The 25793-nt window shown below is 68.6% G+C and carries 26 protein-coding genes; 12 read left to right on the forward strand and 14 right to left on the reverse strand.

What is annotated here, in order from left to right:
* Positions 1–13: 13 nt before the first annotated feature.
* From IU459_RS14515 to IU459_RS14530, 4 genes are all read right to left on the reverse strand, one after another.
* Positions 14–1189, reverse strand: coding sequence for an aminotransferase-like domain-containing protein (locus IU459_RS14515; protein WP_195130037.1), 1176 nt, complete (start codon positions 1187–1189; stop codon positions 14–16).
* Positions 1190–1295: 106 nt separating this feature from the next.
* Positions 1296–2312: a hypothetical protein gene (locus IU459_RS14520; RefSeq protein WP_195130038.1), complete on the reverse strand. Its 1017-nt coding sequence runs from the start codon at positions 2310–2312 to the stop codon at positions 1296–1298.
* 73 nt (positions 2313–2385) lie between these two features.
* Positions 2386–3327 carry a hypothetical protein gene (locus IU459_RS14525; protein ID WP_195130039.1) on the reverse strand — a complete coding sequence of 314 codons (942 nt, stop codon included), beginning with the start codon at positions 3325–3327 and terminating at the stop codon, positions 2386–2388.
* A gap of 380 nt (positions 3328–3707) precedes the next feature.
* Complete coding sequence (locus IU459_RS14530; protein WP_195130040.1) at positions 3708–5111, reverse strand: NAD(P)H-quinone dehydrogenase; 1404 nt, start codon at positions 5109–5111, stop codon at positions 3708–3710.
* A 174-nt stretch (positions 5112–5285) separates the two neighbouring features.
* On the opposite strand from IU459_RS14530, the gene IU459_RS14535 reads away from it, so the two are divergent.
* Positions 5286–5762, forward strand: coding sequence for a gamma-glutamylcyclotransferase (locus IU459_RS14535; RefSeq protein ID WP_067476954.1), 477 nt, complete (start codon positions 5286–5288; stop codon positions 5760–5762).
* A gap of 296 nt (positions 5763–6058) precedes the next feature.
* Here IU459_RS14535 and IU459_RS14540 read toward each other — a convergent pair whose 3' ends face one another.
* The 3 genes from IU459_RS14540 to IU459_RS14550 form a co-directional block, all read right to left on the reverse strand.
* Positions 6059–7219, reverse strand: coding sequence for a M20 family metallopeptidase (locus IU459_RS14540; protein ID WP_195130101.1), 1161 nt, complete (start codon positions 7217–7219; stop codon positions 6059–6061).
* Positions 7220–7314: 95 nt separating this feature from the next.
* On the reverse strand, positions 7315–8559 hold the full coding sequence (locus IU459_RS14545; RefSeq protein ID WP_195130041.1) for a M20 family metallopeptidase: 1245 nt from the start codon (positions 8557–8559) through the stop codon (positions 7315–7317).
* Between the two features lie 52 nt (positions 8560–8611).
* Positions 8612–9310 (reverse strand): enoyl-CoA hydratase-related protein, encoded by a 699-nt coding sequence (locus IU459_RS14550; RefSeq protein ID WP_195130042.1) that lies wholly within the window; start codon positions 9308–9310, stop codon positions 8612–8614.
* Between the two features lie 123 nt (positions 9311–9433).
* Here IU459_RS14550 and IU459_RS14555 point away from each other — a divergent pair, with 123 nt between their 5' ends.
* Positions 9434–10213, forward strand: a complete 780-nt coding sequence (locus IU459_RS14555; RefSeq protein ID WP_195130043.1) for a purine-nucleoside phosphorylase — start codon at positions 9434–9436, stop codon at positions 10211–10213.
* Positions 10214–11710 (forward strand): phospho-sugar mutase, encoded by a 1497-nt coding sequence (locus tag IU459_RS14560; protein ID WP_195130044.1) that lies wholly within the window; start codon positions 10214–10216, stop codon positions 11708–11710.
* A 12-nt stretch (positions 11711–11722) separates the two neighbouring features.
* Here the strand turns inward: IU459_RS14560 and upp are convergent, their stop codons facing one another.
* Positions 11723–12346, reverse strand: a complete 624-nt coding sequence (gene upp / locus IU459_RS14565; RefSeq protein ID WP_195130045.1) for a uracil phosphoribosyltransferase — start codon at positions 12344–12346, stop codon at positions 11723–11725.
* Between the two features lie 153 nt (positions 12347–12499).
* Here upp and IU459_RS14570 point away from each other — a divergent pair, with 153 nt between their 5' ends.
* The 5 genes from IU459_RS14570 (at position 12500) to IU459_RS14590 (ending at position 15997) form a co-directional block, all read left to right on the forward strand.
* Positions 12500–12811 carry a hypothetical protein gene (locus IU459_RS14570; protein WP_228837914.1) on the forward strand — a complete coding sequence of 104 codons (312 nt, stop codon included), beginning with the start codon at positions 12500–12502 and terminating at the stop codon, positions 12809–12811.
* Between the two features lie 4 nt (positions 12812–12815).
* Positions 12816–13931, forward strand: a complete 1116-nt coding sequence (locus IU459_RS14575) for a C40 family peptidase (protein WP_195130047.1) — start codon at positions 12816–12818, stop codon at positions 13929–13931.
* The gene (locus tag IU459_RS14580; RefSeq protein WP_195130048.1) at positions 13928–14269 is read left to right on the forward strand and encodes a hypothetical protein; all 342 of its coding nucleotides are present in this window, start codon (positions 13928–13930) and stop codon (positions 14267–14269) included. Before IU459_RS14575 ends, IU459_RS14580 begins: the two co-directional genes overlap by 4 nt.
* A gap of 100 nt (positions 14270–14369) precedes the next feature.
* Positions 14370–14717: a YbaB/EbfC family nucleoid-associated protein gene (locus IU459_RS14585; protein WP_195130049.1), complete on the forward strand. Its 348-nt coding sequence runs from the start codon at positions 14370–14372 to the stop codon at positions 14715–14717.
* Between the two features lie 26 nt (positions 14718–14743).
* Positions 14744–15997 carry a primosomal protein gene (locus tag IU459_RS14590; protein WP_195130050.1) on the forward strand — a complete coding sequence of 418 codons (1254 nt, stop codon included), beginning with the start codon at positions 14744–14746 and terminating at the stop codon, positions 15995–15997.
* Here IU459_RS14590 and IU459_RS14595 read toward each other — a convergent pair whose 3' ends face one another.
* From IU459_RS14595 to IU459_RS14610, 4 genes are all read right to left on the reverse strand, one after another.
* On the reverse strand, positions 15998–16723 hold the full coding sequence (locus IU459_RS14595; protein WP_195130051.1) for a hypothetical protein: 726 nt from the start codon (positions 16721–16723) through the stop codon (positions 15998–16000).
* Positions 16724–16841: 118 nt separating this feature from the next.
* Entirely contained in the window at positions 16842–17939 is a 1098-nt protein-coding gene (locus IU459_RS14600; protein ID WP_195130052.1) for an adenosine deaminase, read from the reverse strand.
* Positions 17940–18378: 439 nt separating this feature from the next.
* Positions 18379–19668 carry a thymidine phosphorylase gene (locus IU459_RS14605; protein ID WP_324198868.1) on the reverse strand — a complete coding sequence of 430 codons (1290 nt, stop codon included), beginning with the start codon at positions 19666–19668 and terminating at the stop codon, positions 18379–18381.
* Between the two features lie 121 nt (positions 19669–19789).
* Complete coding sequence (locus IU459_RS14610; RefSeq protein ID WP_195130054.1) at positions 19790–20191, reverse strand: cytidine deaminase; 402 nt, start codon at positions 20189–20191, stop codon at positions 19790–19792.
* 276 nt (positions 20192–20467) lie between these two features.
* Between IU459_RS14610 and sdhC the strand changes: the two genes are divergently transcribed.
* The 4 genes from sdhC (at position 20468) to IU459_RS14630 (ending at position 23936) form a co-directional block, all read left to right on the forward strand.
* On the forward strand, positions 20468–20866 hold the full coding sequence (gene sdhC / locus IU459_RS14615; protein WP_195130055.1) for a succinate dehydrogenase, cytochrome b556 subunit: 399 nt from the start codon (positions 20468–20470) through the stop codon (positions 20864–20866).
* A gap of 2 nt (positions 20867–20868) precedes the next feature.
* The gene (locus IU459_RS14620; protein ID WP_195130056.1) at positions 20869–21300 is read left to right on the forward strand and encodes a succinate dehydrogenase hydrophobic membrane anchor subunit; all 432 of its coding nucleotides are present in this window, start codon (positions 20869–20871) and stop codon (positions 21298–21300) included.
* Between the two features lie 93 nt (positions 21301–21393).
* Positions 21394–23163 (forward strand): succinate dehydrogenase flavoprotein subunit, encoded by a 1770-nt coding sequence (gene sdhA, locus IU459_RS14625; protein ID WP_228837915.1) that lies wholly within the window; start codon positions 21394–21396, stop codon positions 23161–23163.
* A complete protein-coding gene (locus tag IU459_RS14630) occupies positions 23163–23936 on the forward strand; it encodes a succinate dehydrogenase iron-sulfur subunit (RefSeq protein ID WP_195130057.1) in 774 nt (257 codons plus the stop codon). The genes sdhA and IU459_RS14630 overlap by 1 nt, the downstream gene beginning before the upstream one ends.
* A 63-nt stretch (positions 23937–23999) precedes the next feature.
* On the opposite strand, the gene IU459_RS14635 is transcribed toward IU459_RS14630, so the two are convergent.
* Complete coding sequence (locus tag IU459_RS14635; RefSeq protein WP_324198869.1) at positions 24000–24377, reverse strand: hypothetical protein; 378 nt, start codon at positions 24375–24377, stop codon at positions 24000–24002.
* 8 nt (positions 24378–24385) lie between these two features.
* Positions 24386–25741 (reverse strand): transcriptional regulator, encoded by a 1356-nt coding sequence (locus IU459_RS38475; protein WP_228837916.1) that lies wholly within the window; start codon positions 25739–25741, stop codon positions 24386–24388.
* Positions 25742–25793: the final 52 nt, after the last annotated feature.

The raw sequence follows: 25793 nt of genomic DNA on the forward strand, positions 1-25793 counted from the left end.
GCGTTCTCCGGCGCTACCCGACGGCGTCCGCGAGCCGGTCGATGGCCAGTTCCAGCGTCGCCGCGTCGGACGTGGTGAAGCACATCCGCATCGAGTTGCGGTAGCCGCCGTCGACCGCGAACGCGGAGCCGGGGACGTAGGCGACACCGGACTCGAGCGCACGCGGCAGGAGCCGGTCGGTGTCGGTGCCGTCGGTGAAATCGGCCCAGACGAACATGCCGCCCGCGGCGTCGCCGCACCGCACGCGGTCGGCGAACCGGGTGCGCGTCGCGTGCACCAGCGCCTTCGCCCGCTCGCCGTAGACCGCGCGAACGTGGTCGACATGGCCGGCCAGCCACGTCGTGTCGGCGAGCAGGTCGGCGGTGATCTGCTGGGTGAGCGCCGAACCGCACAGGTCCGCTCCCTGCTTCAGCAGTTCGACCGCGCGGCAGACCGGTTCGGGCGCGACCATCCAGCCGACGCGCAGGCTCGGCGAGAGGATCTTCGACGCGCTCGAAAGCCGAATGACGTTGCTGGAGTACGACGCCACCGGCGCGGGTGCGGGGCTGTCGAACCACAGCTCGCCGTACGGATCGTCCTCGATCACCCAGAATCCGTGTTGCTCGGCCAACCTGGCCAGTTCCATGCGCCGCCGCGGGCTCATGGTCACGCCGCCCGGGTTGTGGAAATTGCTCACCGTGTGGACCACGGCCGGGCGCTCGCCACGCGCGATCAGCGCGGTGATCGCCTCGGTGCGCATGCCCTCGCCGTCCAACGGCACCGCGGCGATACGCGCACCCGCGGCCCGGAAGACCTGCAGCGCACCGACATACGCCGGATCCTCGACCACCACCAGCGCGCCAGGGTCCAGCAGCACCTCGGCCAGCAGCGACAACGCCTGCTGCGAACCATGCGTCACGAACACCTCGGCGAGCCGCACCGAACGGCCGAGTCCCGCCGACTCCCGGTGAGCGAGCACCTCGCGCAGCGGCGTCCACCCGGTCGACTCGGTGTACTGCAGGCAGCCGTTGTGGCTCAGCGCCGCGTCCGCCGCCGTGGCCAGGCGCTCGCGCGGCATGAGCTCGGCGTCCGGCAGGCCACCGGCCAGGCTCACGATATCGGCGCGCGAGGTGAGCTTCAGGAGATCACGGATCGCCGAACTCCGCAGGCCCTCCAGTTTGCCTGCCAGCGGTGGGATGGTCGGCGACATGGGAACCTCCGGGGGACGCCGCGGGACGCGATATCCCACTGTCGCATATCTCGACCAGAAGCTGAAATATTCATCCCATGATCTGGAACGTCCCTGGTAGAGCTGGCTACAGGCGGTCCCTGATCGCGTAGACCAAGGTTTTGCCGTCCCGGCTCGCCGTGGTGACCGTCTGCTTGTACACCGTGGTGGTCCCGTCGGGGCGATGCTCGGTCAGGTCGACGTCGAAGGTGTCGGCGGCCGCTTCGGTGATCCGCAGGCAATGCGTGGTGCCGACCGGCACCTGCTCGTCGATGCCGCGCTGAATGACCTCCGCGGCCGAGACGTTCTCCGCGTCGGGGGCGACGAACCGCCTGGCCCGCTCACCGCTGCGGTCGACGTAGAAGGCGTACTGCAAGCCGAGGATGGCCCCGGGGCCGCTGCTGGTGTCGCCCGCGCCGTTGCCCACCGTGATCTTGCCGTCCTTGCTCGACGGGCAGCTCAACGCCGCCGTGGTGGTGCCGACTACGGGAGCGGCGCCGGTGTCACCGTTGTCGCGGGAGACCGCGATGATGGTCACGGTCAGCGCGATCAGCACCACGACCGCGGCGAGCGCCCCGAGCACGACCCAGCGGTGCGAGGAGCCGGAGCGACGCGCGGGCGAGGATGGCGTCGGGGGCACGCGCAACGCCAGCCGCATGGCGATCGGGTCCTCGGCCCAGGACAAGCCGGACTCGGATGACGCGGGCGGCTTCGGCACGGCGCCCTCTGCGGTCGCCTGCTTCCACCATGAGTCCTGCTCGCCGCCCGTGTTCTGCGGACGCGCGGCCTCCGGAGCGGGCTGCTCGGGCTGGGCGGGCGCCGACGGCCGTTCGGTGTAGACCGTGGAATCCGGCGCGCGATACTGCGGGGCCGGTGCGGGCGTCGCCTCCGGCTCGCCCGCGGGGCGCCAGCCGAGTTCGGGGTGGTCGCTCGGCTGCTGCGGGACCTGCCAGCTCGGGCCGGTATCGGCGCCCATCGGTGGACCGAATTCCGAAACGGGCGGCCCGAATTCGGAAACCGGCGGCCCGAACTCCCCCAGCGGCGGACCGAATTCCGACGCGGACCGGTCGGAGTCGTTCTCCCTCGCATCACCCTCGGAGGTCACACCCAATCCTTTCCCAGGACACACGAGTGGGGCGGTCGTGAACGACCGCCCCACCCGTCGAGATCAGCACGCGTCAGTACTGGAGCGAACCACCCCACTGGGCGGTGACGCCAGCCACGTCGACGGTCTGCGGAGCAATCTCGCCCGACTGGAACGGAAGCTTAACCTGTGCGGCCGCCTCCAGCGCGGCCGCGCCGCCCGGCTGCTCCCGGATCCAATCCTCCACCGCGGCCTTGGCCATGTTCAGCTGCGTGGTGTCGAACACCGCGGTGGTGTTGTTGTCGGCCAGGCCCTCGCCACCGGTGTAGGTGGTCAGCTTGACGGTGTTCTTGTCGACGAACTCCACCGAGACGCCCGCTTCGCCCTGGCCGGTCGGCGTGCGGTAGCCGATGGTGCCGACGTAACCGGCCTCGTTGCTGAAGTGGTGCGTGTTGGCCACGTAGCCCGGCAGCACGTGATTGCCGTTGAGGTTCGCGCCGATCTCCGCGTGCGGACCGGTCATCTCCACGACCGGAGCGGGCGGGGCGGCCTCCTGTCGCGGCGCCTGCCAGCGCGGCTTCGGCTGCACCAGCGTGGAGTTCTCCGGCTGCTGCGCCTCGGTGTTCTCGCCACCTTGCGTGCCCGGCTGCGGGGTGGCCTGCTGTCCGGGCTGCGGAGTCGCCTGCTGCCCGGGCTGCGGGGCGGCCTGATCCGGCACCACCGCGGGCTGCGGCTCGCCCGGCTGCTGACCGGGAACCGGCAGCGGCGCCACGCGCGGGGTGGTCACACCCGGCTGCGTCGGACGGCCCAGTCGCGGATCCTTCTGATCGGGCGCGGCATGGTCGGAGTCCGGAGTGGTGACACCGGGCTGGCTCGGGGTCGGCTTGCTCTCCGGCTTCTGCGGATCCTGCTTGGACTCCGGCTTGTTCGGCTCGGCCTGGGTGGTCTCCGGCGTGCTCGGCGACTCGGTCACGCCCGGCTGCGTCGGCTGATCGTTGGGAGCCGCCCCCGCCGGCGCCGCGAAGAGAGTGGCCACTGCGGCCGCTGTGGCCAGTGGCAACGAGGTGCTCGCCATCGCTCGCTGCGCCCGACTCGGCTTACGATGTTTCACTTTTCGCAATTCCCTTCCGGGTGCGGCTGGTCGGCCGCATTCAGTTGTCCCTGGTGAGACGCCCGATCGTCGAACGACCCGAATCGTTCGCCGTGCCGATTTGGAAAGGAACCCATCCCCCCGCACCGAACCTCGCGACCGCCCTCCGATCGCATCTCCTGTCGAGGAGTGAACCACATGTGCGCACAATGAGCAACGCAGTGAATAGCCAAGGGTGGCAAGCCCACCCGCGCCGCATGCCGGCCCCGTGTTCGCGGGGCACGATGTCCGATACCGGACACGGCACGGCGCGCGTCAGGTCGACGTCAATCCAGGTCGTCGTGGCGCATCAGCAAACGGGCCGCCTCGGTCACCGAACCGGTGAGCGACGGGTAGACCGAGAAGGTCTGGGCCAGGTCGTTCACCGTCAGATTGTTCTGCACCGCAAGCGCGATCGGCAGAATCAGCTCCGAGGCGATCGGCGCCACGACCACGCCGCCGATCACGACACCGGTCGCGGGACGGCAGAAGATCTTGACGAAACCGCGTCGCAGACTGGACATCTTGGCGCGCGGGTTGGTGTTCAGCGGCAGCATCACCGTGCGAGCGGGCACCTCGCCGTTATCGATCGCGGTCTGGCTGACCCCGACGGTCGCGATCTCCGGCCGGGTGAACACCGCGGAGGCAACGGTCTTCAAGCGAATCGGGCTGACGCCCTCGCCGAGTGCGTGGTACATCGCGATCCGTCCCTGCATCGCGGCCACCGAAGCCAGCAGCAGCAGACCGGTGCAGTCCCCCGCGGCGTAGATACCGGGCACCGATGTGCGCGAGACGCGGTCAACCCGCAGATAGCCGCCACGATCGAGTTCGATGCCGACCCGGTCCAGTCCGAGCCCTTCGGTATTGGGTGTCGAGCCGACGGTCATCAGCGCGTGCGAGCCGGAGACCGTGCGCCCGTCGGACAACTTGACCACGATGCCCTCGGCGGTTCGCTCTACCGCGTCCGCGCGGGCGTGCTTGACCAGCTCGACGCCACGCTCGGCGAGCGCGTCCTCCAGCACGAGCGCCGCGTCGGCGTCCTCGTGGGGCAGCACGCGGTCGCGGCTGGAGACCAGCTTCACCCGCACGCCCATCTCGGTGTACGCGGAGACGAACTCGGCGCCCGTCACACCGGAGCCGACCACCACCAAGGTCTCCGGCAGCTCCTCCAGGTCGTAGAGCTGACGCCAGTTGAGAATGCGCTCGCCGTCCGGTTCGGCGCCGGGGAGCACGCGGGGGCTGGCGCCGGTCGCGATAAGCACCACCTCGGCCTCGATGGTCTGCTGCGCGCCGTCGGCCAGCTTGGCCAGCACCCGGTGCGCGGCCAGACCACTGCCGGGATCGATCAGCTCGCCGCGGCCGGACAGCACCGTCACCCCGACTGTCTGCAGCTTCGAGCGGATATCCGACGACTGCGCCAGCGCCAGCGCCTTCACGCGCGCGTTCACCTCGGGCAGCTGGACGTGCGCCTGGTTCGGGTCGAGGGTGATTCCGAGATCGCGGGCGCGGCGCAGGTCGGTGCGCACTCCGGTCGACGCGATGAACGTCTTGGAGGGGACGCAGTCCCACAGCACACACGCCCCGCCGATGCCGTCGGAATCGATCAGCGTCACCGACGCACCGTGCTGGGCCGCCACCAGCGCCGCCTCGTAGCCGGCCGGTCCGCCACCGATGATCGCGATGCGGGTCATTGATACCTCCGCTCGTGCTTCGCACCGGGATCTCCGGCACGATGTCAACGTTATCCGGCAACCACCTCGCACTGCCGACCGCGTTGCCGGTGCGCGGCAGCTCCCAGCCGTGCGCCGCGCCGCAGGTGCGGCAATCGAACGCGGTCGGCGAAGGTTATTGGCTACCCTTTGCTGGTGCCGATCTATGCCGCCTACGGGTCCAACATGGACGCAACGCAGATGCTCGAGCGCTGTCCGCACTCCCCCATGTCCGGGACGGGCTGGTTGGATGGCTGGCGGCTCACCTTCGCCGGTGACGACATCGGCTGGGAAGGGCCTCTCGCGACCGTCGTCGAGGACCCGGATTCCCGGGTGTTCGTCGTGCTCTACGACGTGTCCCCGGAGGACGAGCAGCGGCTGGACCGCTGGGAGGGCTCGGACTTCGGTATCCACAAGAAGATCCGCCTGCGGGTCACCCGCGACACCGACGGCGACAGCGAACCGACCCTCGCCTGGCTCTACGTACTGGACGCCTACGAGGGCGGGCTGCCATCGGCCCGCTACCTCGGCGTGATCGCGGACGCCGCCGAAAAGGCAGGCGCGCCAGCGGATTACGTGCACGAACTACGCACCCGGAACAGCCGCAACGTGGGGCCGGGCAACTTCGGCTGACCACGCGTTCCACGCCGGACGACAGCGAAGTGGCCGAACTTCCGGTTCGGCCCCTCCGCTATCCGATCAACGCACTACCAGCCCGGTCGGGTGCGAGACCATCGAGCACCGTTCGCGGCATGGCTCGTGTCCAAGTGGGCGAAGCGCATGCGCCGCAGGCGCGAGTCTCGCCCGCACCGCTCACCGGATCACTACCGAATCCCACCCAACCCCGCCGGGTGCGAGTCTTACGAGCACCGTTCGCGGCCCGTCTCGCGTCCGAGCCTGCGAAGCGCATGCGCCGCAGGCGCTGGAAATCAGGCAGAGAGCACGATATTGCTCAGCACCCGGACGCCGACCGCGAGCGCCCGCTCGTCGATGTCGAAGGTCGGCTGGTGCAGATCCAGTTGTTCGCCTTCGCCGGACCAGACGCCGAGGCGGGCCATCGCGCCCGGCACCTCTTCCAGGTACCAGGAGAAGTCCTCGCCGCCGCCGGACTGCATGGTGTCGGCCAGCGCGTCGGGACCGAGCGCCCGGATGGCGTCCTCGAACATGCGGGTGGAGTGCTCCTCGTTGACCACGGGAGGCACGCCGCGCCGGTAGTTGAGCTGGTAGCGCACGCCGGTCGGGGCGAGCAGCCCGTCCACGATCTCGCGCACCATCGGCTCCAGCAGCGACCAGGTGTCGTGATCGCCGGTGCGGATGGTGCCGGTGAGCATGCCGGTCTGCGGAATCGCGTTCGGGGCCTTGCCCGCGCTCACCGCGCCCCACACCATCACGGTGCTGGTGCGGGGGTCGATGCGGCGGCTCAGCAGACCCGGCAGGCCGGTGATCACGGTGCCGATCGCGTAGACCAGGTCGCTGGTCAGGTGCGGACGTGAGGTGTGGCCGCCCGGGGAGTCCAGGACCAGCTCGATCGTGTCGGCCGCCGAGGTGATCGCGCCGACGCGGATGCCGACCCGGCCCACCTCCAGACGGGGATCGCAGTGCAACGCGAAGATCCGCTCGACGCCCGCCATCGCACCGGTGGCGACCACGTCGATCGCACCGCCCGGCATGATCTCCTCGGCGGGCTGGAAGACCAGGCGCACACCGACCGGCAGCTCGGGCACCTCGGCCAGGGCCAGCGCCGTGCCGAGCAGGATCGTGGTGTGCGCGTCGTGGCCGCACGCGTGCGACACGCCCGGCACGGTGGAGGCGAAGCTCAGTCCGGTGAACTCCTGCAGCGGCAGCGCATCGATGTCGGCGCGCAGACCGATCCGGCGCCCCTCGGGGCCGATGTCACAGATGAGACCGGTGCCGCCCGGCAGGACCTGCGGCGACAGGCCCGCCTTGGTCAGCCAGGCCGAGACGAACTCGGTGGTGCCGAACTCGGTGCGGGACAGTTCCGGGTTGGCGTGGATGTGCCTGCGCCACCCGATCAGGTCGACCGTGTGATCGGCCAGCCACGACTCCACCGCTTCCCGCCCGGTTCCCATGGTCTCCGGCACCGCGAAGCTCCCGAGGCCTTCCGTGACTACGCGGGCGCCCGCTGTCGAACTCGACGCCTGCGCCGCCGAACGGCCGGTTGTGCTCACCGAATGTCCTCCTGTCGTTGAACTAGCCGTTGCAACAACCTGTCTCTATGGATGTCATCGCGTGCGACCCTGATCGCGGTACGCGCGAGCGCGAGCGCACCGTCGAGGACCGCGCGATCGGCCGAGGCGTTGACGCTCGCCGCGGCGAAGCCTGGCTGATGTGTCACCGCACCACCGGCATCGATGCCGATGACCGGGTGAATGCCCGGAATGACGTTGGTCACGTTGCCCATGTCCGTGCTGCCCAGCGGCCGTTGCGCCTCGAGTTCCGGGGCGAGCGGCACGCGTCCCAATCCGATGATCTGCTCGCGGTAGGCGAACAATAACTCCGGATCCGGCGTCAACTCGGTGTACGTCGGCGCGAGCGTCCGGATGTCGTGGGTGCAGCCGGTCGCGAGGGCGCCCGCCTCGAAGCAAGCCGACGCTCGTCGCGTCAGATCGTCGAGGGATGCGGAGTCGACTGCGCGTAGGTAATACAGCAGTTCCGCACGTCCGGGCACGATGTTGGGAGCTACGCCACCGTCGCCGACTATACCGTGCAGTTGCTGGCCCGGCAGGAGATGTTGTCGCAGCAACCCAAGGGCGACCTGCGCGACAGTGACCGCGTCACCCGCGTTGCGGCCCTGTTCGGGGGCCGCGCTGGCGTGCGCCTCACGCCCGTGGAAGACCACCGACACGTCGGCAAGCGCCAGCGACCGGGCCCCGACGATGTCGAGCGGACCCGGGTGCACCATCATCGCCATCGCGACGTCGTCGAACACGCCGCGTTCCAGCATCAGCACCTTGCCGCCGCCGCTCTCCTCGGCGGGCGTGCCGAATACCAGCACCGTGATGCCCAGTGCGTCGGCGACCTCGGCCAAGCCGAGCGCCGCACCTACCGAGGAAGCGGCGATGACGTTGTGGCCGCACGCATGTCCGATCTCGGGCAACGCGTCGTATTCGGCGCAGAGACCCACCGTGAGCGGGCCGCTGCCGTAGCTGGCGCGGAAGGCCGTCGGCAGGTCCGCGACCCCGGACTCGATCTGGAAACCGCGCTCGGCCAGCGGGGCGATCGTTTTGGCGACGCTGCGCGTCTCCTCGAACGCCAGCTCCGGTTCGGCGTGGATCGAGTGCGAGAGCGCGAGCAGCTCGGCGGACGCCGCGGTGATCGCCGCGTCGCTGCGACCAGCCTCGTCAGCGTCCGAGCACACAGCGTGGTCGTCGCGGTGCAATCGGTCGTGCCCGCTGCGCGGAGGTGGCATGCAACACAGTCTCGCACTGTGTGAGCAAACCGGCTCTGTTTGCGGAGGCGGGTCAGCCGAAGGCCAGGTTCTCCGGGGTGGTCGGCACCGCGAGGCCGGCCAGCGCGTTCGCGTGCAGCGCGCGCTTGATCACCGGCAGGTTCGGCTTGCGGTTGCCCGCCAAGGCGCCCGCCCGCTCGACCGCGGTCGCGAGCAGCGCGGATTCGTCCGCCTTGCCGTCCACGATGCCCGCGGCGATCGCCTCGTCGGCGGGATAGCGGTGCCCCGTGGTCATCGCCTGCACGCAGACCTGGTTGCTCAGCCGCTCGGTGAGCAGGGCGTTCATGCCGACGGTGAACGGCATGCCCAGGTGCACCTCGGGCAGCGACCAGAAGCCGCGGTCGGCGCGCATCACCCGGAAGTCGTGCGAGGTGGCCAGCATCGCGCCCGCGCCGAAGGCGTGGCCGTTGATCGCCGCCACGGTCGGCAACGGGAAGCCGAGCAGGCGGGTGTAGAGCGAGTGCACGCGGTCGAGGTAGCCGTGGATCTTGTCCATGTTGCCGAACAGCCAATCGGTGTCCAGGCCGTTGCTGAAGAACTTGCCGGTCGCGGTGGTCACCAGCGCGGCGGGACCCTCGGAACTCTCCACCTTGTCCAGCAGTGCGTGGACCTCGTCGATCCAGTCCGGGTGGAAGCGGTTCTCGCTGTCGGTCTGTCCCTCGGCGCCGAGGTAGACGACGAACACTTCCCCTTCACGTTCCAGATACGGCATGCGTGCAGCGTATCCGGCGGCCATGAAAGTCCTACTCGCGGGTAGGACTCCAGCGCGGCCCACCCGGCGTCAGCTCCCCTGGACAACTCATCCGTCCGCCGACCTGGCGCTAGAGTGACGATCATGCTTGCCCAAGAGGCCGCTGAGGCGATCGCCGAACGTACGGGAGTGCCACGCCATCGGGTCGCGGTGGTGCTCGGATCCGGCTGGCAGGACGCGGCCGCCGAGATCGGGGCGCCGCAGGCGTCGGTGCCGATGCCGGAACTGCCCGGTTTCGGCACGCCGAGCGCGCAGGGCCACGTCGGCATGGTCCATTCGGTCCAGGTGGACGACACCGCGGTGCTGCTGCTGATGGGCCGTCAGCATCTCTACGAGGGCTACCAGCCCGCCGATGTGGTGCATCCGGTGACGGCGGCGATCGCCGCGGGCGCGGAGATCGTCGTGCTGACCAACGCCGCAGGGGGCATCCGTTCCGGCCTCCGGGTCGGCGAACCGGTCCTGATCAGCGATCACCTCAATTTGACCGGCCGAACGCCGCTGGCGGGCGCCACCTTCGTCGATCTCGTGGACGCGTGGGATCCCGAATTGCGGGCCTTGACCCGAGAAGTCGACCCGAGCCTGACCGAGGGCGTGTACGCGGGCCTGACCGGTCCGCAGTACGAGACTCCCGCCGAAATCCGGATGCTGCGCACGATCGGCGCGGACTTGGTCGGCATGTCCACGGTGCTGGAGGCGATCACCTGCCGCGCGCTCGGCGCGCGAGTACTCGGCATCTCGCTGGTCACCAACTTGGCCGCGGGCGTCACGGGCGCTCATCTGTCCCATGCCGAGGTGCTCGCCGAAGGACACGCCGCCGCACCGCGCCTGGGCAAACTGCTGCGCGGCGTGCTGGAACGGGTGTAGATGCTGCGCTTCGGCACGGCCGGACTGCGCGGCCCGCTGCGCGACGGTCCGGACGGCATGAACGTCGCCACGGTGACCAGGGCGAGCGCCGGGATCGTGGATTGGCTGCGCGGCCGCTGTCTCGGCGGCGGCGCGGTGGTCGTCGGCCGCGACGCCAGGCACGGGTCCGCCGAGTTCGCCACGGCGACCGCGGAGATCTTCGCCGCCGCGGGCTTCCCGGTGACGCTGCTACCGCGCCCACTGCCGACGCCGGTGGTCGCATACGCGGTGCGTGAGCTCAGCGCGGTCGCCGGCGTGCAGATCACGGCATCGCACAATCCGGCTACCGACAACGGTTACAAGGTCTACCTCGACGGCGGTTCGCAATTGATCGCCCCGGCCGACACCGAGATCGAGCGCTGCATCGAGCAGGTCACCGAGCCGGTCGATCGTGCTCCGGTTGTCCCCGCGAGCGACGACATGGTGCGACGCTACTTGCGTCGCGTCGCCGAACTGCCCGCCCTGATCGGCGGTCCGGGCGAGCGCGCGGGTATCCGCATCGCGCTCACACCGCTGCACGGCGTGGGGGGCGAGCTCGCCGTCGAAGCGCTAACCGCCGCCGGTTACGCGGACATACACGTGGTCGAGGAGCAATTCGAGCCCGACCCCGATTTCCCCACCGTCGCGTTCCCGAATCCGGAGGAACCCGGCGCCACCGACTTGCTCCTCGCACTGGCCGACCGGATCGGCGCCGACGTGGCCATCGCGCTCGATCCGGACGCGGACCGCTGCGCGGTGGGCGTTCCGCAACCGGACGGCACCTGGCGGATGCTGCGCGGCGACGACACCGGCGCGCTGCTCGGGGACTGCGTGCTGCGCACCGCCGCGGCCGGCGCGCTGGTGGCGACGACGATCGTGTCCTCGCGACTGCTGTCCAAGCTGGCTCCGGCGCGCGGCGGCCGCTACGCGGAGACGCTCACCGGCTTCAAGTGGCTGGCCCGCGCGGGCGACGGACTGGTGTACGCCTACGAGGAGGCGATCGGCCACTGCGTCGACCCGGCGAAGGTCAGGGACAAGGACGGCATCTCCGCCGCGGTGCTCGTGGCCGACCTGGTCGCCCGGCTGAAGGCGGCGGGACGCACCCTGAACGACGAACTCGACGACTACGCGGTCGAATTCGGTCTGCACGCGGGAGATCAGGTGGCGCTGCGACTGGCGTCGGCCGCCGAGGCCGCGGCGGTGGTCGAGCGCTTGCGGGCGAACCCGCCGGACGAGATCGCCTGCGAGCCGGTGAAATACACCGACCAGCTTCAGGTGCGCGGCCGGATGCGTACCGACGCCCTGATCTTCGAGGGCGCCTCGTCCCGCTTGGTCGTGCGCCCGTCCGGCACCGAGCCGAAACTCAAGTGCTACCTGGAGGTGGTCGAGCCGGTCGGCTCGCGCGCCGGTCTTCCGGCCGCGCGAACCGCTGCGCGCTTGCGCCTTTCGGCACTGCGCGACTTCTGCCTGGCCCTCTGACTCCGCGCCGGATCAGCGCGGGCCGAACTGCCGATCGCCCGCGTCGCCGAGGCCGGGCACGATGAAGGCGTTCTCGTTCAGTCCGGCGTCGACCACCGCCGTGACCAAGCGCACCGGCAAGCCGGAGTCTTCCAGCGCCGCAATGCCTTCCGGAGCCGCGACGACGCACACCGCGGTGATGTCGGTGGCGCCGCGCGCGGCGAGCAGTTCGAGGGTGTATCGCATCGAGCCGCCGGTGGCCAGCATCGGGTCGAGCACGAAGACCGGAAAGCCGGCGAGATCCGCGGGCAGCGATTCCATGTAAGGCACCGGCAGATGGGTGTTCTCGTCCCTGGCCAGGCCGACGAAACCGATCCTTGCGTCGGGGATCAATTCGGCGGCCGCGTCGATCATGCCGAGCCCGGCGCGCAGCACCGGAACCAGCAACGGCGGCCGCGCCAAGCGGACGCCCTCGGTGGCGGCGACCGGCGTCACGATCGGGAAACGCTCGACCGGCGCCTCGCGCAGCGCCTCGTAGATCAGGATTCCGGTCAGATCACGTAGTGCGGCACGGAAAGCCGGATTCGCCGTGCGCTCGTCCCGCATCGTGGTGAGCAGGGCGGCGACGAGTGGATGGTCCACGGTGTGGGTGCGCATGAAGGAACGATAAGGTCGATCGCGGGCGCGCCGCCGAATCCGAGCCGACTTTTTTCCGAAGCGGCGGAACCGAACCGGAACAGCGCGCGTCGAACCAAGTGGATGACGTACTCTGCCTGGGAACAACAGATGGGGGAAGCTCTGATGCGAAAGATGTCTGCGGACACGGAGGGTATCGCGGCCTACGGTGCGTCCGCCCACGTCATGGCTGGCGAGATGGCGGCGGCGGGGGTCAGCGCGGCCGCGGCGGAGCCCGCGTTGCTAGGCCCGATCATGGGACTCATCGGCGCCGATTTCATGGCGGCCTATACGGCGGCGCACGCCGGGCACGTCGCCGCGATCGGCCAGCTGTCGGCGGTACTGACCAGCATGGGTGGCGCGGCCACCGGCGCGGCGACCGTCCTCACCGAGACCGACACCTCCGCCGCGACCGCGCTGCAGAACGCGGCCACCGAACTGGAGTGAGCCTGTGATCGATATCAACGCGCTGGCCAAACCGATCCTGGACCTGCTCGCCAGCTTCGGCACCGGAGTGCTGCCCGCAGGCGGTCCCACCGACGCGCTGCGCAGCACCTCGACCGTGGTCGACCAGATCCACCAGATGGGTCGCGACAGCATCAACGGGATGAACGCCGCGTGGGACGGCCGCGCCGCCGACGCCGCCACCGCCAAGGCGCTGCGTGTGCAGACCTCCGCGGCCACCATCTCCGATCGCGGCAACGAGATGGCCACCGTGGTGAACCAGGCCGCCGCCGAGGTGGAGACGGGCCAGAAAGAGCTCACCGATATCGCGCAGTCGTTCGTGAACACCGCGGCGAGCATGGGTCCGGCCTTGGCGACGCCGCAGGGGCTGACGGTGCTGGTCGGCTCGGCGATCGACCATCTCGGCCAAGCGCTCAACGTGGTCGGCCGGGTGCAGAACGAGTTGCAAACGCAGACCGCGTCGATGAACGAGCTGACCCCGCCGCCACCGACCCCGCCGCCCGCCGGACTGCCCGCCGCCGCAGCCTCCGCCTCCGGCGTCCAGCAGCTTGTTTCCACCGCGTCCGGCGTGCTCACCGGCGCGGGCCAGATGATGAGCACCGCGATGAGCTCACCCCGCTCCAACGGAACTCCGGGTACCACGCGGGGCACTCCTGGCGTGCCCCGGCCCGACACCGGTTCGTCGGGGATGCCCGACGACGGCAAGGGCGTGCAGATCACGCTGCCCGACGGCAGCGTCGTCGAGGCGCCCAACGAGCAGGCCGCCACGGCGGTCCGCTCGGCGATCGGCGCCGTCGGCACCCCCTACGTCTGGGGCGGCAACACCCCTGGCGCCGGACTGGACTGCAGCGGGCTCACCAAGTACGCCTACGGCGAGGCCGGCGTCGACCTGCCCCGGCTCGCGGCCGAGCAGGGCAACGGGGCCACATCGGTGTCCCCCGGCGACCTGATGCCCGGCGACCTCGCGATCTGGGATGGCCACGTGGCCATGGTGATCGGCAACGGGCAGTTGGTCGAGGCGGGCGACCCGGTCCAGATCAGCTCGATTCGAACGGAGAACTCAGGCATGGACTTCTACGGTTTCTACAGGCCGACAGCATGACCCGACCACAAGTCCCCAACGTCACCGTCGCCGCCAGCAGCAACCGGTCGGGCACCATCTCGGTGCGAGCGACCGACCAGGGCATGCCGGTGGAGATCAAGTTCGAGCGCAGCGAATACCGTTACGGCGCACAGTCACTCGCCAACGAGATCTTGCGCCTCACCCAGCGCTCCGCCATCGCGGCCCGGGCGCGGCGGCGCGAACTCCTCGCCGAAGCGGGCATGCCCGCGGACATTCTCGACCGGCTCGGCCTGCCCACCCGCCAACAGGCGGTGGACGAACTCGACCGGATCGACGACGCGGACACAGGACCGACGAGCTGGATGAGGCCGGTGTGAACGAGCCGAGCGGTAGCGGGGTGCAGGCTATGGGAGAGCGAATCATGGACACAGCCGCCTTCGCGGTCATGCCGGAGCCGAGCGCCAGCGAGGCGAAGGCATGAGTGCTGAGATGGACGCTCTGGTCGCCTCGGCGACCCAGAAACTGGAGGCGCTGGAGGCGGCGCTGTACGGGCTCGAGCAGGTGCGTGGACGGTTCACCAGCGAAGACGGCGCGGTGGGCGTCGAGGTGAACAGCGATGGCGCACTGGTGGGTCTGACGTTGGCGGAATCGGTCACGTCGCTACCTCCCGCCGAGGTCGGACAGTTGATCATCTGGGCGTGCAGGCAGGCCGCCGAAGACGCCGGCGCACAGCGGTCCAAGGTCGTTGCGACACTGAACGAGTCGTTCGTCCCATCCGGGCAGCCGCCCGGAGCGACGAATGGGGGCGGGCCGGATAGTGCCTGACGCGGAAGGTCGATAGGCTTCCGCACATGGCTTCTGGAGACATCGTCCCGATCGAGCTCGGCCTGACCGACGGCGATCTCGTCACCCTCTGGGCACCGCGCTGGCGAGACGGTGACGACGAGTGGGAGGCGTTCCTCGGACACGAGGACGCCCTCTACGGTTTCGAGTCCGTTGCGGAGCTGGCCGCGTTCATCCGCACCAACTCCGACAACGACCTCGTCGACCATCCAGCATGGAAAGTCGTCGCGGGTCTCTCGGCCGTCGAACTGGAGCCGGAGGAGAACTTCACCTTCGACCTGGTCGCGGTGCCCGAACTGGCCGCGGGCGAGCCCGACGTGGACACCGTCGCCGAGCTGGAGGACACCCTCGGCATGGTGCGCAACATCGGCGAGGTCTGCGAACTGGAGACGGTGACCAAGTTCTTCGGGTCCCATCCGGTGCTCGGCGCGCTGCCGGGTGGGGTGAGCGCCTTCGTCGGGCGCGACGGCGAGGAGCTGTGGGACCAGATCGGCGCGGCCATCGCCAAGGGCTGGGATGACGTCTTGGACGCCATCGACTCGGTCGTGCAGACCCCCGAGGTCGACGCCGAGGCGGTCGCGGTGGCCGAGGCCGAGCTCCTGGCCGCCGAGGAGAACGTGGTCGACGCCGATGACGCGGCCGACAGCGACGAGGACGAGGAGTTCGAACCCGTCGACCTCGACGAGGAGGACGACGAGGAAGAGGAGGAGGACGAGTCGTTCTGGCACGAAGTCGGCATCGACCCGATCAAGATCGTCACCTCCGAGGGCAGCCTCTTCACGCTGCGCTGTTACCTGGACGACGAACCGATCTTCCTCGGCGCCAATGGCTCGATCACGGTGTTCGGCTCCGAGCGCGCACTGGCCCGGTACCTCGCCGACGACCACGAGCACGACCTGGCCCGGGTGAGCACCTTCGCCGACGTGCAGACCGCGGCGGTGGACGGCTCGCTGGAGGTCGAGGTCACCGACGAGAACGTGTATGTGCTTCCCGGTCTGTCCGAGGACTTGGCGGAGGGACCGGAGGCGGTCGACATCGAACAGCTCGATTTGGCGGTCGAGCTGTTCACCGACGCCGCCGACTACGCCGACGACGACACCGTCGAGCGGGCGCTGGCGCAATCCACCCCGCTGGGCTGGTACGTCTCCTACCTGCTGAATCCCGATCCGACCCGGCTGGCGCCCAACCCGCCGTTCGCCGCCGAGGCACAGGCGTGGCGGGAGCTGGAACGCAACCTGGAGTCCCGGCTCGACAAGCAGTAATCAGGTCAACCGGATCCAGACCTGCTCGGCCTGGCCGAGCAGGCGTGCGTCCTCGCCGTAGACCGCGGAGGAGGCGAAGCATTTGCGGCCCTGCTCGCCGTGGTACTCGCCCACGACGACGCAGCGCTCGCCGACCTCGGGCAGGTCGTGCACGGTGGCGGTCATCGAGCCGAGCAGGGCGGGACGGTCCAGCATGCCGGGCAGCGACCAGCCGCCGGGGCAGTCCAGCGCGGCCCAGATCAGCGGCGGCCCCAGCGGCACGGTGTCGTCGGGTACCCACGATGCGGCTACTCGGCGGCGTTCGACCGGCGGCGTTCGCGGTCCCTCCGTGGTTACGCGAACATCCGGGCCTGCGCTCACGCCGCCATGGCCCACCAGGCCGGGTTCGATGCGCAGCCCGTCCGCGCGACCGCTGCCGCAGACGAAGCAGGACGCGAACATTTCGATGCTCGCATAGGTGTTCGACGCCGCGACCGCTTCGGCGAACGGGACGGGACGCGGCGCGTCCCGCTCGAGTTCGCCGCTGATCGACTCCGCGATCAGCGTGTCACCGTCATAGAGCCGTCCGTCGCGCACGTCGAGCGGCGTCTCCAGAGGCGGGGGGCTGCGCAGGATCACGGTCACGGTTGCCTCGTCGCGCTGCTCGGCGAGGCAACCTGCCACGTAACCGCCGTTGCCGGAGTCGGGCGGGCCGTTGAAACGGCGGGGGATCCGCAATGTCGCCACGGTTCCCACGCTAGCGAACCGGTCATCGGCCACCCAGAGGCCCTCTGCACCGATTCGATCGCATTCGTGTGCGTGGTAGCCCGGCGCGTCAGCATCCCCGACGAGGCCCTTTCGTGGGCTATCCGATCAACACCGCGTATCCGGGCTTGATGATGTCGTCGATGATCCGCAGCCGTTCGGGGAACGGGATGAACGCCGACTTCATGGCGTTGATGGTGAACCGTTCCAGATCACTCCAGCCGTAACCGAACGTCTCGACCAGCTTGAGCATCTCCTCGCTCATGCTGGTGTCGCTCATCAGGCGGTTGTCGGTGTTGACCGTGACGCGGAAGCGCAGCCGGGCCAGCAGGTCGAAGGGGTGCTTGTCCAGCGAGGGGACGGCGCCGGTCTGCACGTTCGACGAGGGACACAGCTCCAGCGGAATGCGCATGTCCCGGACGTAGTTGGCGACCACCCCGAGCCGCGCGTCCTCGATCGCGCCCGGCACGCTGATGTCGTCGGTGATCCGCACGCCGTGACCGAGCCGGTCGCAGCCGCAGAACGCCAGCGCCTCGTGGATGGACGGCAGACCGAACGCCTCTCCCGCGTGGATGGTGAAATGCGCGCTGTTGGCGCGCATGTATTCGAACGCGTCGAGATGCCTGCTCGGCGGGAAGCCCGCCTCCGCGCCCGCGATGTCGAAGCCGCCGACGCCGCGATCGCGGAAGCGCACCGCGAGCTCGGCGATCTCCCGCGAGCGCGCGGCATGCCGCATCGCGGTGAGCAGACAGGTCACCACGATGGTGTGGCCCTGCTCGGCGGCGGCCGCCTCGCCCTCGCGGAAACCGGCAAGGGTGTGTTCGACCACCTCGTCCAGCGTGAGCCCGCGCTCCAAGTGCTGTTCGGGGGCGAAGCGCACTTCCGCGTACACCACGCCGTCGGCGGCGAGGTCCTCGGCGCATTCGCGGGCGACCCGGCGCAGGCCCTCCGGGGTTTGCATCACGGCGACCGTGTGGGCGAAGGTCTCCAGGTAACGTTCCAGCGACCCGCTGTCGGCCGCGTCCCGGAACCAGGCCGCGAGCGACGCCTCATCGGTCGCGGGTAGGTCGTCGTAACCGCTGTGCGCGGCGAGCTCGAGCACCGTGGCGGGCCGCAGACCACCGTCGAGGTGATCGTGCAGCAGCGCCTTCGGCGCTTGGCGGATCGAGGCGAGGGTCAGAGGCATCGGTCCAGTCATGTATCGACGGTAGCCGCAGCACGCCGAAACGGCAGCGGACTTCGGCCGTGGCAACCATCTCGTTGCCCAGCGGATGCGGGCCGGTCCACAACGCGACACCAGCCGGACCGACTCCACACCGACGCGCGGTACGACACCACGGCTCTTCGCCGCTGCCATCGGCGCGATAGTTGCCACCCCACGAAGCTGGATCCCTTCCGACGGCATGATCGGCGCCGGATCGAACTGCACAACCCCATGCGGCCTGCGGGAGGCTGCGGCGGCATCGAACGAGCGCGCCCGTGCCTCGGCGGGAGGCTGCGACGGCATTCATAGCGAGCCCGTGCCTCGACTGATCCGAGCGGTTGCCTACTTCGAGTCCAGTCGTGCGACGAGGCCAACAGCGGTCCGGCACTGCTGAGGCAACCGGAACCGGCAGGCCCGTGGCATCGATCAGGGATCAGGCCACGATGCGATCGAGGATCAATTTTGCCGGTGCGAACACTTGCGTGGTGTCGATGGTGACGGAATCGCGCAAGGCCGCGGCGGCGCCTGCGAATGCCTCGGGCGTGTCGGTGTGCATAGTGAGCAGCGGCTGTCCCGCAGTGACCGGATCGCCCGGCTTCGCGTGCATTTCGACCCCGGCGCCGAACTGCACCGGATCGCCCTGACGCGCACGGCCCGCGCCCAGCCGCCAGGCGGCGATGCCGACACCCATGGCGTCGAGCCTGGTCAGTACGCCGTCGGTGTCGGCGCGAATGGTCTCGGTGTGCGTGGCGACGGGCAGCGGCGCGTCCGGGTCCCCGCCTTGGGCACGGATCATCGCGCGCCATTGATCCATCGCCCGGCCGTCGGCCAGCACGTCGGCGGGGTCGACGTCGAGCCCGGCCAGCGCGACCATCTCGCGGGCCAGAGTGAGCGTCAGTTCCACCACGTCGGCGGGTCCACCGCCCGCGAGCACCTCCACCGATTCCGCAACCTCCAGGGCATTGCCCGCGGTGCGCCCGAGCGGGGTGTCCATGGCGGTGAGCAGCGCCACCGTCCGCACGCCCGCATCGGCGCCGAGCGCGACCATGGTCGTCGCCAGTTCGCGCGCCCCGTCGAGCGTCTGCATGAAGGCGCCGGAGCCGACCTTGACGTCGAGCACCAGCGAAGCGGTGCCCTCGGCGATCTTCTTGCTCATGATCGAGCTGGCGATGAGCGGGATCGATTCGACAGTGCCGGTGACGTCGCGCAGGGCGTAAAGACGTTTGTCCGCGGGCGCGAGGTCCGCGCCCGCGGCGCAGATCACCGCGCCGATGCTGGGATCCGCCAGCAGGTCGCGCATGCGCGACACCGGCACGTCCGCCCGCCAGCCGGGGATGGATTCCAGCTTGTCCAGGGTGCCTCCGGTGTGGCCGAGCCCGCGCCCGGACAACTGCGGCACTGCGGCGCCGCAGGCGGCCACCAGCGGCGCCAGCGGCAGCGTGATCTTGTCGCCGACCCCGCCGGTCGAGTGCTTGTCCACGGTCGGTCGCGGCAGGTCGGTGAGGTCCATCCGTCGTCCGGAGGCGATCATCGCGGCGGTCCACCCGGCCGTCTCACGCCGGGTCATCCCGCGCCAGAAAATCGCCATGGCCAGCGCCGACATCTGCTCGTCGGCCACCACGCCGCGGGTGAACCCGTCGATCACCCAATCGATCTGCGCATCGGAGAGTTCCCCGCCGTCACGCTTGGTCCTGATGATCGAAACCGCGTCCAATGCCGTCACGTTCGCCAGTCTGGCATGGGCGGCTTCGACCCCGGTTCCTGTCGGTGGGCATGCACCGGCCTCCTGCCCACCAAGGACGACGCCGGCGCCACTCTCGAGGCGGAGTGCCGACGACCCGCGCCTACACCTGGCCGGAGTCCAGGTCGTCGGGGCCGAAGGCATCCGGCAGGAGCGTGCGCAGCGGCACCGCTCCCGCCTTGTGGTCGACCAGGAGGTCCGCTCCACCGTGCTCGTAGAGCATCTGGCGGCAGCGCCCGCAGGGCATCAGGATTTCGCCGCGAGAATCGGCCACCGAGACCGCCAGAAGGCGACCCCCACCCCCGGAAATCAAGTTACCGACGAGTACACATTCGGCACACAGGGCCAATCCATATGAGACATTCTCCACATTGCAGCCGCTCACAATTCGGCCATCGGAACTGAGAGCCGCCGCGCCGACCGGAAACCGCGAGTAGGGCGCATAGGCGTTGTGCATAACTCGAATTGCGTTGTCGCGCAGCAGTTTCCAGTCGATTTGCGACATGGCTGACCCCTCTCGAACCGAGCCGAAGATGGCCGCGCGAGGGCCAGGACAGAACCCCGCGCATGTCGAGAAAGGTAAACCTAACCCGATCCTTTGTCGCGCAACGCACGGCACGCCGAATTAGTTCCGGGATTGCTGGGGGATTAGAGTCCAGAACAGATCGGTTCAGGTTCCCCGCGACGGGCCGGAGCACAGCCACCTGGGCATTCGCCCCCAACGCCGCCGGCGTCGGACCTGCAACCGGGTCCATCAACGACGTTGGAGGCACCGCACTCTATGACCACGATTGAAGCTCCGGCCCAGCCGAAGCGGAAGACGCTGTACCGAGGCGACCCCGGAATGTGGTCGTGGGCGCTGCACCGGATCACCGGTGTCACCATCTTCTTCTTCCTCTTCGTCCATGTGCTGGACACCGCGCTGGTGCGCGTCAGCCCGGAGACCTACAACGAGGCGATCGAGACCTACAAGACGCCCATCGTCGCGCTGATGGAGATGGGCCTGGTCGCGGTCGTGCTGTTCCACGCGCTCAACGGCGTACGCGTGATCCTGGTGGACTTCTGGTCCAAGGGCCCGAAGTACCAGCGCCTGATGCTCTGGATCGTCCTCGCGGCGTGGTTCCTGCTGGCCGTTCCCGCAGTCGGGCGCCAGTTCTTCTACCTGTTCACGGAGCACTGAAAATGAGCGCACCTGTTCTCGGCAAGTCGTACGACCGCCCGGCCAGCCTGGATCTTCCGCGCTCGCCGCGGGCCCGCTCGACCAACAACTTCGAGAAGTACGCCTGGCTGTTCATGCGCTTCTCCGGCCTGCTGCTGATCGTGCTCGTGCTCGGCCACATGACGATCATGCTGCTGCTCGACGGCGGCGTGAAGCGGCTCAACTTCGCCTTCGTGGCCGGTCGCTGGTCCAGCCCGTTCTGGCAGTTCTGGGATCTGAGCATGCTGTGGCTCGCCCAGCTGCACGGTGGCAACGGCCTGCGCACCGTCATCGACGACTACTCCCGCAAGGACTCGACCCGGTTCTGGCTCAAGACCCTGCTGGCCATCTCGATGATCCTGATCATGGGCGTGGGCACCTACGTCATCTTCACCTTCGACCCCAACATCAGTTAGGAACAGGCCCCCTCCCATGAGTGAGCGCAGCGAGCGAATCATCAACACAGCGTGTTTCACACATGCCGGAGCCGAGCGCAGCGAGGTGCAGGCATGAGTGAATCCCGACCGATTCAGGAGCACCGCTACGACGTCGTGATCGTCGGCGCGGGCGGCGCGGGCATGCGCGCCGCGATCGAGGCCGGCCCGCGTGCTCGGACGGCGGTGCTGACCAAGCTGTACCCGACCCGCAGCCACACCGGCGCGGCGCAGGGCGGCATGTGCGCCGCGCTGGCCAACGTCGAAGAGGACAACTGGGAGTGGCACACCTTCGACACCGTCAAGGGTGGTGACTACCTGGTCGACCAGGACGCCGCGGAGATCATGGCCAAGGAGGCCATCGACGCGGTGCTGGACCTGGAGAAGATGGGCCTGCCGTTCAACCGCACGCCCGAGGGCAAGATCGACCAGCGGCGTTTCGGCGGCCACACCCGCGATCACGGCAAGGCCCCGGTCCGCCGCGCGTGCTACGCCGCCGACCGCACCGGCCACATGATCCTGCAGACGCTGTACCAGAACTGCGTCAAGCACGACGTGGAGTTCTTCAACGAGTTCTACGTGCTGGACCTGGTGCTCACCGAGACCGATCGCGGTCCGGTCGCCACCGGAGTGGTCGCCTACGAGCTGGCCACCGGCGACATCCACGTCTTCCACGCGAAGTCGATCGTGTTCGCCACCGGCGGCTCCGGCCGGATGTACAAGACCACCTCGAACGCGCACACGCTGACCGGCGACGGCATGGCGATCGTGTTCCGCAAGGGTCTCCCGCTGGAGGACATGGAGTTCCACCAGTTCCACCCGACGGGTCTGGCCGGGCTGGGCATCCTGATCTCCGAGGCCGTCCGCGGCGAGGGCGGCATTCTGCGCAACGCCGACGGCGAGCGCTTCATGGAGCGCTACGCCCCCACCATCAAGGACCTCGCGCCGCGCGACATCGTCGCCCGCTCGATGGTGCTCGAGGTGCTGGAGGGCCGCGGCGCCGGACCGAACAAGGACTACGTCTACATCGACGTAACCCACCTCGGCGAGGACGTGCTCGAGGAGAAGCTGCCCGACATCACCGAGTTCTCCCGCACCTACCTCGGTGTGGACCCGGTGAAGGAACTGGTGCCGGTGTTCCCGACCTGTCACTACGTGATGGGCGGCATCCCGACCCGCATCCGCGGCGAGGTACTGCGGAACAACACCGACATCGTCCCGGGCCTGTACGCCGCGGGCGAGTGCGCGTGCGTCTCGGTGCACGGCGCCAACCGGCTCGGCACCAACTCGCTGCTGGACATCAACGTGTTCGGCCGGCGCGCCGGTATCGCCGCCGCGGAGTACGCGCAGCGCAGCGAGTTCGTCGAGATGCCGGAGAACCCGGCGCAGATGGTGCAGGACTGGCTGGCGCTGATCCTGTCCGAGCACGGCGACGAGCGGGTCGCCGACATCCGCACCGAGCTGCAGCGGTCGATGGACAACAACGCCTCGGTATTCCGCACCGAGGACACGCTCAAGCAGGCGCTCACCGACATCCACGCGCTCAAGGAGCGTTACGCCCGGATCACCGTGCAGGACAAGGGCAAGCGCTACAACAGCGACCTGCTGGAGGCCGTCGAGCTCGGCTTCCTGCTCGAGCTGGCCGAGGTGACCGTCGTGGGCGCGCTCAACCGCAAGGAATCGCGCGGCGGCCACGCCCGCGAGGACTACCCGGACCGCGACGACGTGAACTTCATGCGGCACACGATGGCTTACAAGGAAGGCGCGGATCTCCTCTCGGACATCCGCCTGGACTTCAAGCCGGTGGTGCAGACCCGTTACGAGCCGATGGAGCGTAAGTACTGATGACTGCTGTTGCCGAAGCACCCTCTTCGCAGAAGCCCGCTCCGGTCCCCGAGGGCTCGGTGATGATCACCGTCAAGGTGGCGCGGTTCAACCCGGAGGACGACAAGGGCGCGCACTGGGAATCGTTCCAGGTGCCGGTCCTGCCGACCGACCGCTTCCTGAACGTGCTGATCTACATCAAGTCCTACCTGGACGGCACGCTCACCTTCCGCCGCTCCTGCGCGCACGGCGTCTGCGGTTCGGACGCCATGCGCATCAACGGTGTCAACCGGCTGGCCTGCAAGGTGCTGATGAAGGACATGCTGCCCAAGGGCGGCAAGCCGCTCACCGTCACCGTCGAGCCGATCCGCGGCCTGCCCGTGGAGAAGGACCTCGTGGTGGACATGGAGCCGTTCTTCGACGCGTTCCGCGCGGTGAAGCCCTACCTGATCACCACGGGTAACGAGCCCACCCGCGAGCGCATCCAGAGCCAGGCCGACCGCGCCCGGTTCGACGACACCACCAAGTGCATCCTGTGCGCCTGCTGCACCACCTCCTGCCCCGTGTACTGGAGCGACGGCAGCTACTTCGGCCCGGCCGCGATCGTGAACGCCCACCGCTTCATCTTCGACAGCCGCGACGAAGCCGCCCGCGAACGCCTCGACATCCTCAACGACGTCGAAGGCGTCTGGCGCTGCCGCACCACCTTCAACTGCACCGACGCCTGCCCCCGCGGCATCGAAGTCACCAAGGCCATCCAAGAAGTCAAACGAGCCCTGCTCTTCACCCGCTGACCCAGGCACCGAACGACGAAGGCCGCCTCCACCACCCGGTGAAGGCGGCCTTCGCCATTCATATCAGCGAGTTGCCCCAGCCATCGAACGCTCGATCACCTCGAAGATGTCGGCATCCGTCTCCTGCTGCCACTCGGGCAACTGATCCCAATCCGCCACATACCCCGGCTTCGGGTCGGGAATGTGCTTGTAGATCTGCGCGACCCAGCACAGCGCGAGCCATCTACCTTTCTGCGCCCGGCTGAGCTTGCTCGTATTCCCATCGCTGGCAGCTACAAACGCGGCCACTTGGTCGTAGACGGCAATCGCGCTGGCCTGCTCCCATTCAGGCATGTCCTCCCACGCGGCGATGTACCCCGGCTTCGGCTCACCGGGGTAATGGTCCTTCACTCCGTCGATCCATGCCTGTCGGAAGACGCGACCGCGATCGGATTCCTGCACAGCTCTCCTCAGATTGATTTGGCGTGGTTCTGTGACAATGCGTCGATCTGGCGATCGAGGTGCTCGACATGCCGGTCGTCTCCGAGGGGCGCGAGTCGCCGGCGTAGATCCTCGAGCCGACGAGCGATGTACCCGGAGCGGGTTTGCCGAGCGAGATCCAGCGCAGCGTCGCCGTACATGACGGCCTGGAAGGGGTCTCTCTTCACCGCACCGACGGCAGCCAGATCCACGAGAACGCTGGCGCGGCGCCGAGACGAAAGCCGGTTGTTCAGAGCAGCCTCGAGAATCTGTTCAGCGCGGTCAGGTTGATCGAGTTGGACAAGACTTGTAGCTCGTTCCTCGGCCAGGCGATCACCATCGAATCTCAACCACCCGCTGGATCCCAAGTAACCCATGGACAGGACACCTTCGGCTGAGTCGGCGGCACGCTCCCACCCGGCATAGTCGCCAAGTCCAGCCAGCGCTTGCGCCTGGACCGCATCGACCCAATAGCGTGTGGCCAGGGCATGATCCCCACGTTGCGCAAGTTGCCGTGCCGACTCGGTAAGTGTCACCGCCGCAGGAAAACAATTGTCATGGATGCTGATGTAAGCCTGCCGGGTCAAGGCGCAAGCCCAAAGATCCCACGCAGCAGCTTCTTTGCTGAGCGATGCTGCAACCGTGTAGCAGTATGCCGCCTCAGGATACCGATCACCATCGAACAGAATCTCTCCGGCCAATTGCGATACCTCAGCCGCAAGTTCGCAGAGCCGACGACGGACAGAGTGGCTATCGGTACGTTGCAGACCGCTGATCAGTACACCCAAGTGCTCGCGAACTGCCGGCAGGGCAGCAGCTTTCGTCGGTACCGACGAATACTCCTGCCACAGACGTCGGTTCACTGCCGCGTACTGATCAATCGCGGCAATCTCGATTCGGCGGTCGACGTCATCGGATGCGGCGACCCTGTCCCAGTCGATGGACGTCGTCGCCAGCGCCGCGCTGGACACGGATAGCAACTGCAACAGTTCGCGCCGGTTCATGTCATCGATCTCCGTAAGATACTGGGGGTCGTGCAGATCGGGCGATTCGTCGGAACCGAGCTTAGGCCCGCGTTCCGACACCCGACGCGGCCCAGACCGTCGTCGCAGATCATCACATCGCAGTTGGAACCTAGCCCGCTGGTCTGCGTCTGCTCGCGCGAGGAAGGTGTCCATGATCGCGGCGTGTTGCGCACGGAGGATCAGCTTCGCGCCTTTGCGTTCCCAGTTCCGAAGCGTGTCGAAGGGAACTCCAGCCAGTTGACAGAACCCGAGCCGCGTCTCGCGCAGGGCATCCCGCAGCGCACGTACCTCCAGCCCGGTCCACTGAAGCTGCACAGACATAGGCACTACCCCCAATACCCGTCGAGTGCACGCAGCATACCCCCGAGAAACC

Origin of the sequence: Nocardia amamiensis (genome assembly GCF_015477605.1) — a bacterium.
Classification (GTDB): Bacteria; Actinomycetota; Actinomycetes; order Mycobacteriales; family Mycobacteriaceae; genus Nocardia; species Nocardia amamiensis_A.

Coding starts and splice junctions, on each gene's coding strand:
- IU459_RS14570 (WP_228837914.1), top strand. CDS start 12,500: ATGTCTGCGGACACGGAGGGTATCGCGGCCTACGGTGCGTCCGCCCAC.
- IU459_RS14560 (WP_195130044.1), top strand. CDS start 10,214: ATGCTGCGCTTCGGCACGGCCGGACTGCGCGGCCCGCTGCGCGACGGT.
- IU459_RS14530 (WP_195130040.1), bottom strand. CDS start 5,111: ATGACCCGCATCGCGATCATCGGTGGCGGACCGGCCGGCTACGAGGCG.
- IU459_RS14580 (WP_195130048.1), top strand. CDS start 13,928: ATGACCCGACCACAAGTCCCCAACGTCACCGTCGCCGCCAGCAGCAAC.
- IU459_RS14555 (WP_195130043.1), top strand. CDS start 9,434: ATGCTTGCCCAAGAGGCCGCTGAGGCGATCGCCGAACGTACGGGAGTG.
- IU459_RS14590 (WP_195130050.1), top strand. CDS start 14,744: ATGGCTTCTGGAGACATCGTCCCGATCGAGCTCGGCCTGACCGACGGC.
- IU459_RS14515 (WP_195130037.1), bottom strand. CDS start 1,189: ATGTCGCCGACCATCCCACCGCTGGCAGGCAAACTGGAGGGCCTGCGG.
- IU459_RS14550 (WP_195130042.1), bottom strand. CDS start 9,310: ATGCCGTATCTGGAACGTGAAGGGGAAGTGTTCGTCGTCTACCTCGGC.
- IU459_RS14585 (WP_195130049.1), top strand. CDS start 14,370: ATGAGTGCTGAGATGGACGCTCTGGTCGCCTCGGCGACCCAGAAACTG.
- IU459_RS14545 (WP_195130041.1), bottom strand. CDS start 8,559: ATGCCACCTCCGCGCAGCGGGCACGACCGATTGCACCGCGACGACCAC.
- sdhA (WP_228837915.1), top strand. CDS start 21,394: ATGAGTGAATCCCGACCGATTCAGGAGCACCGCTACGACGTCGTGATC.
- IU459_RS14610 (WP_195130054.1), bottom strand. CDS start 20,191: ATGTCGCAAATCGACTGGAAACTGCTGCGCGACAACGCAATTCGAGTT.
- IU459_RS14620 (WP_195130056.1), top strand. CDS start 20,869: ATGAGCGCACCTGTTCTCGGCAAGTCGTACGACCGCCCGGCCAGCCTG.
- upp (WP_195130045.1), bottom strand. CDS start 12,346: ATGCGCACCCACACCGTGGACCATCCACTCGTCGCCGCCCTGCTCACC.
- sdhC (WP_195130055.1), top strand. CDS start 20,468: ATGACCACGATTGAAGCTCCGGCCCAGCCGAAGCGGAAGACGCTGTAC.
- IU459_RS14600 (WP_195130052.1), bottom strand. CDS start 17,939: ATGACTGGACCGATGCCTCTGACCCTCGCCTCGATCCGCCAAGCGCCG.
- IU459_RS14630 (WP_195130057.1), top strand. CDS start 23,163: ATGACTGCTGTTGCCGAAGCACCCTCTTCGCAGAAGCCCGCTCCGGTC.
- IU459_RS14540 (WP_195130101.1), bottom strand. CDS start 7,219: ATGGGAACCGGGCGGGAAGCGGTGGAGTCGTGGCTGGCCGATCACACG.
- IU459_RS38475 (WP_228837916.1), bottom strand. CDS start 25,741: ATGTCTGTGCAGCTTCAGTGGACCGGGCTGGAGGTACGTGCGCTGCGG.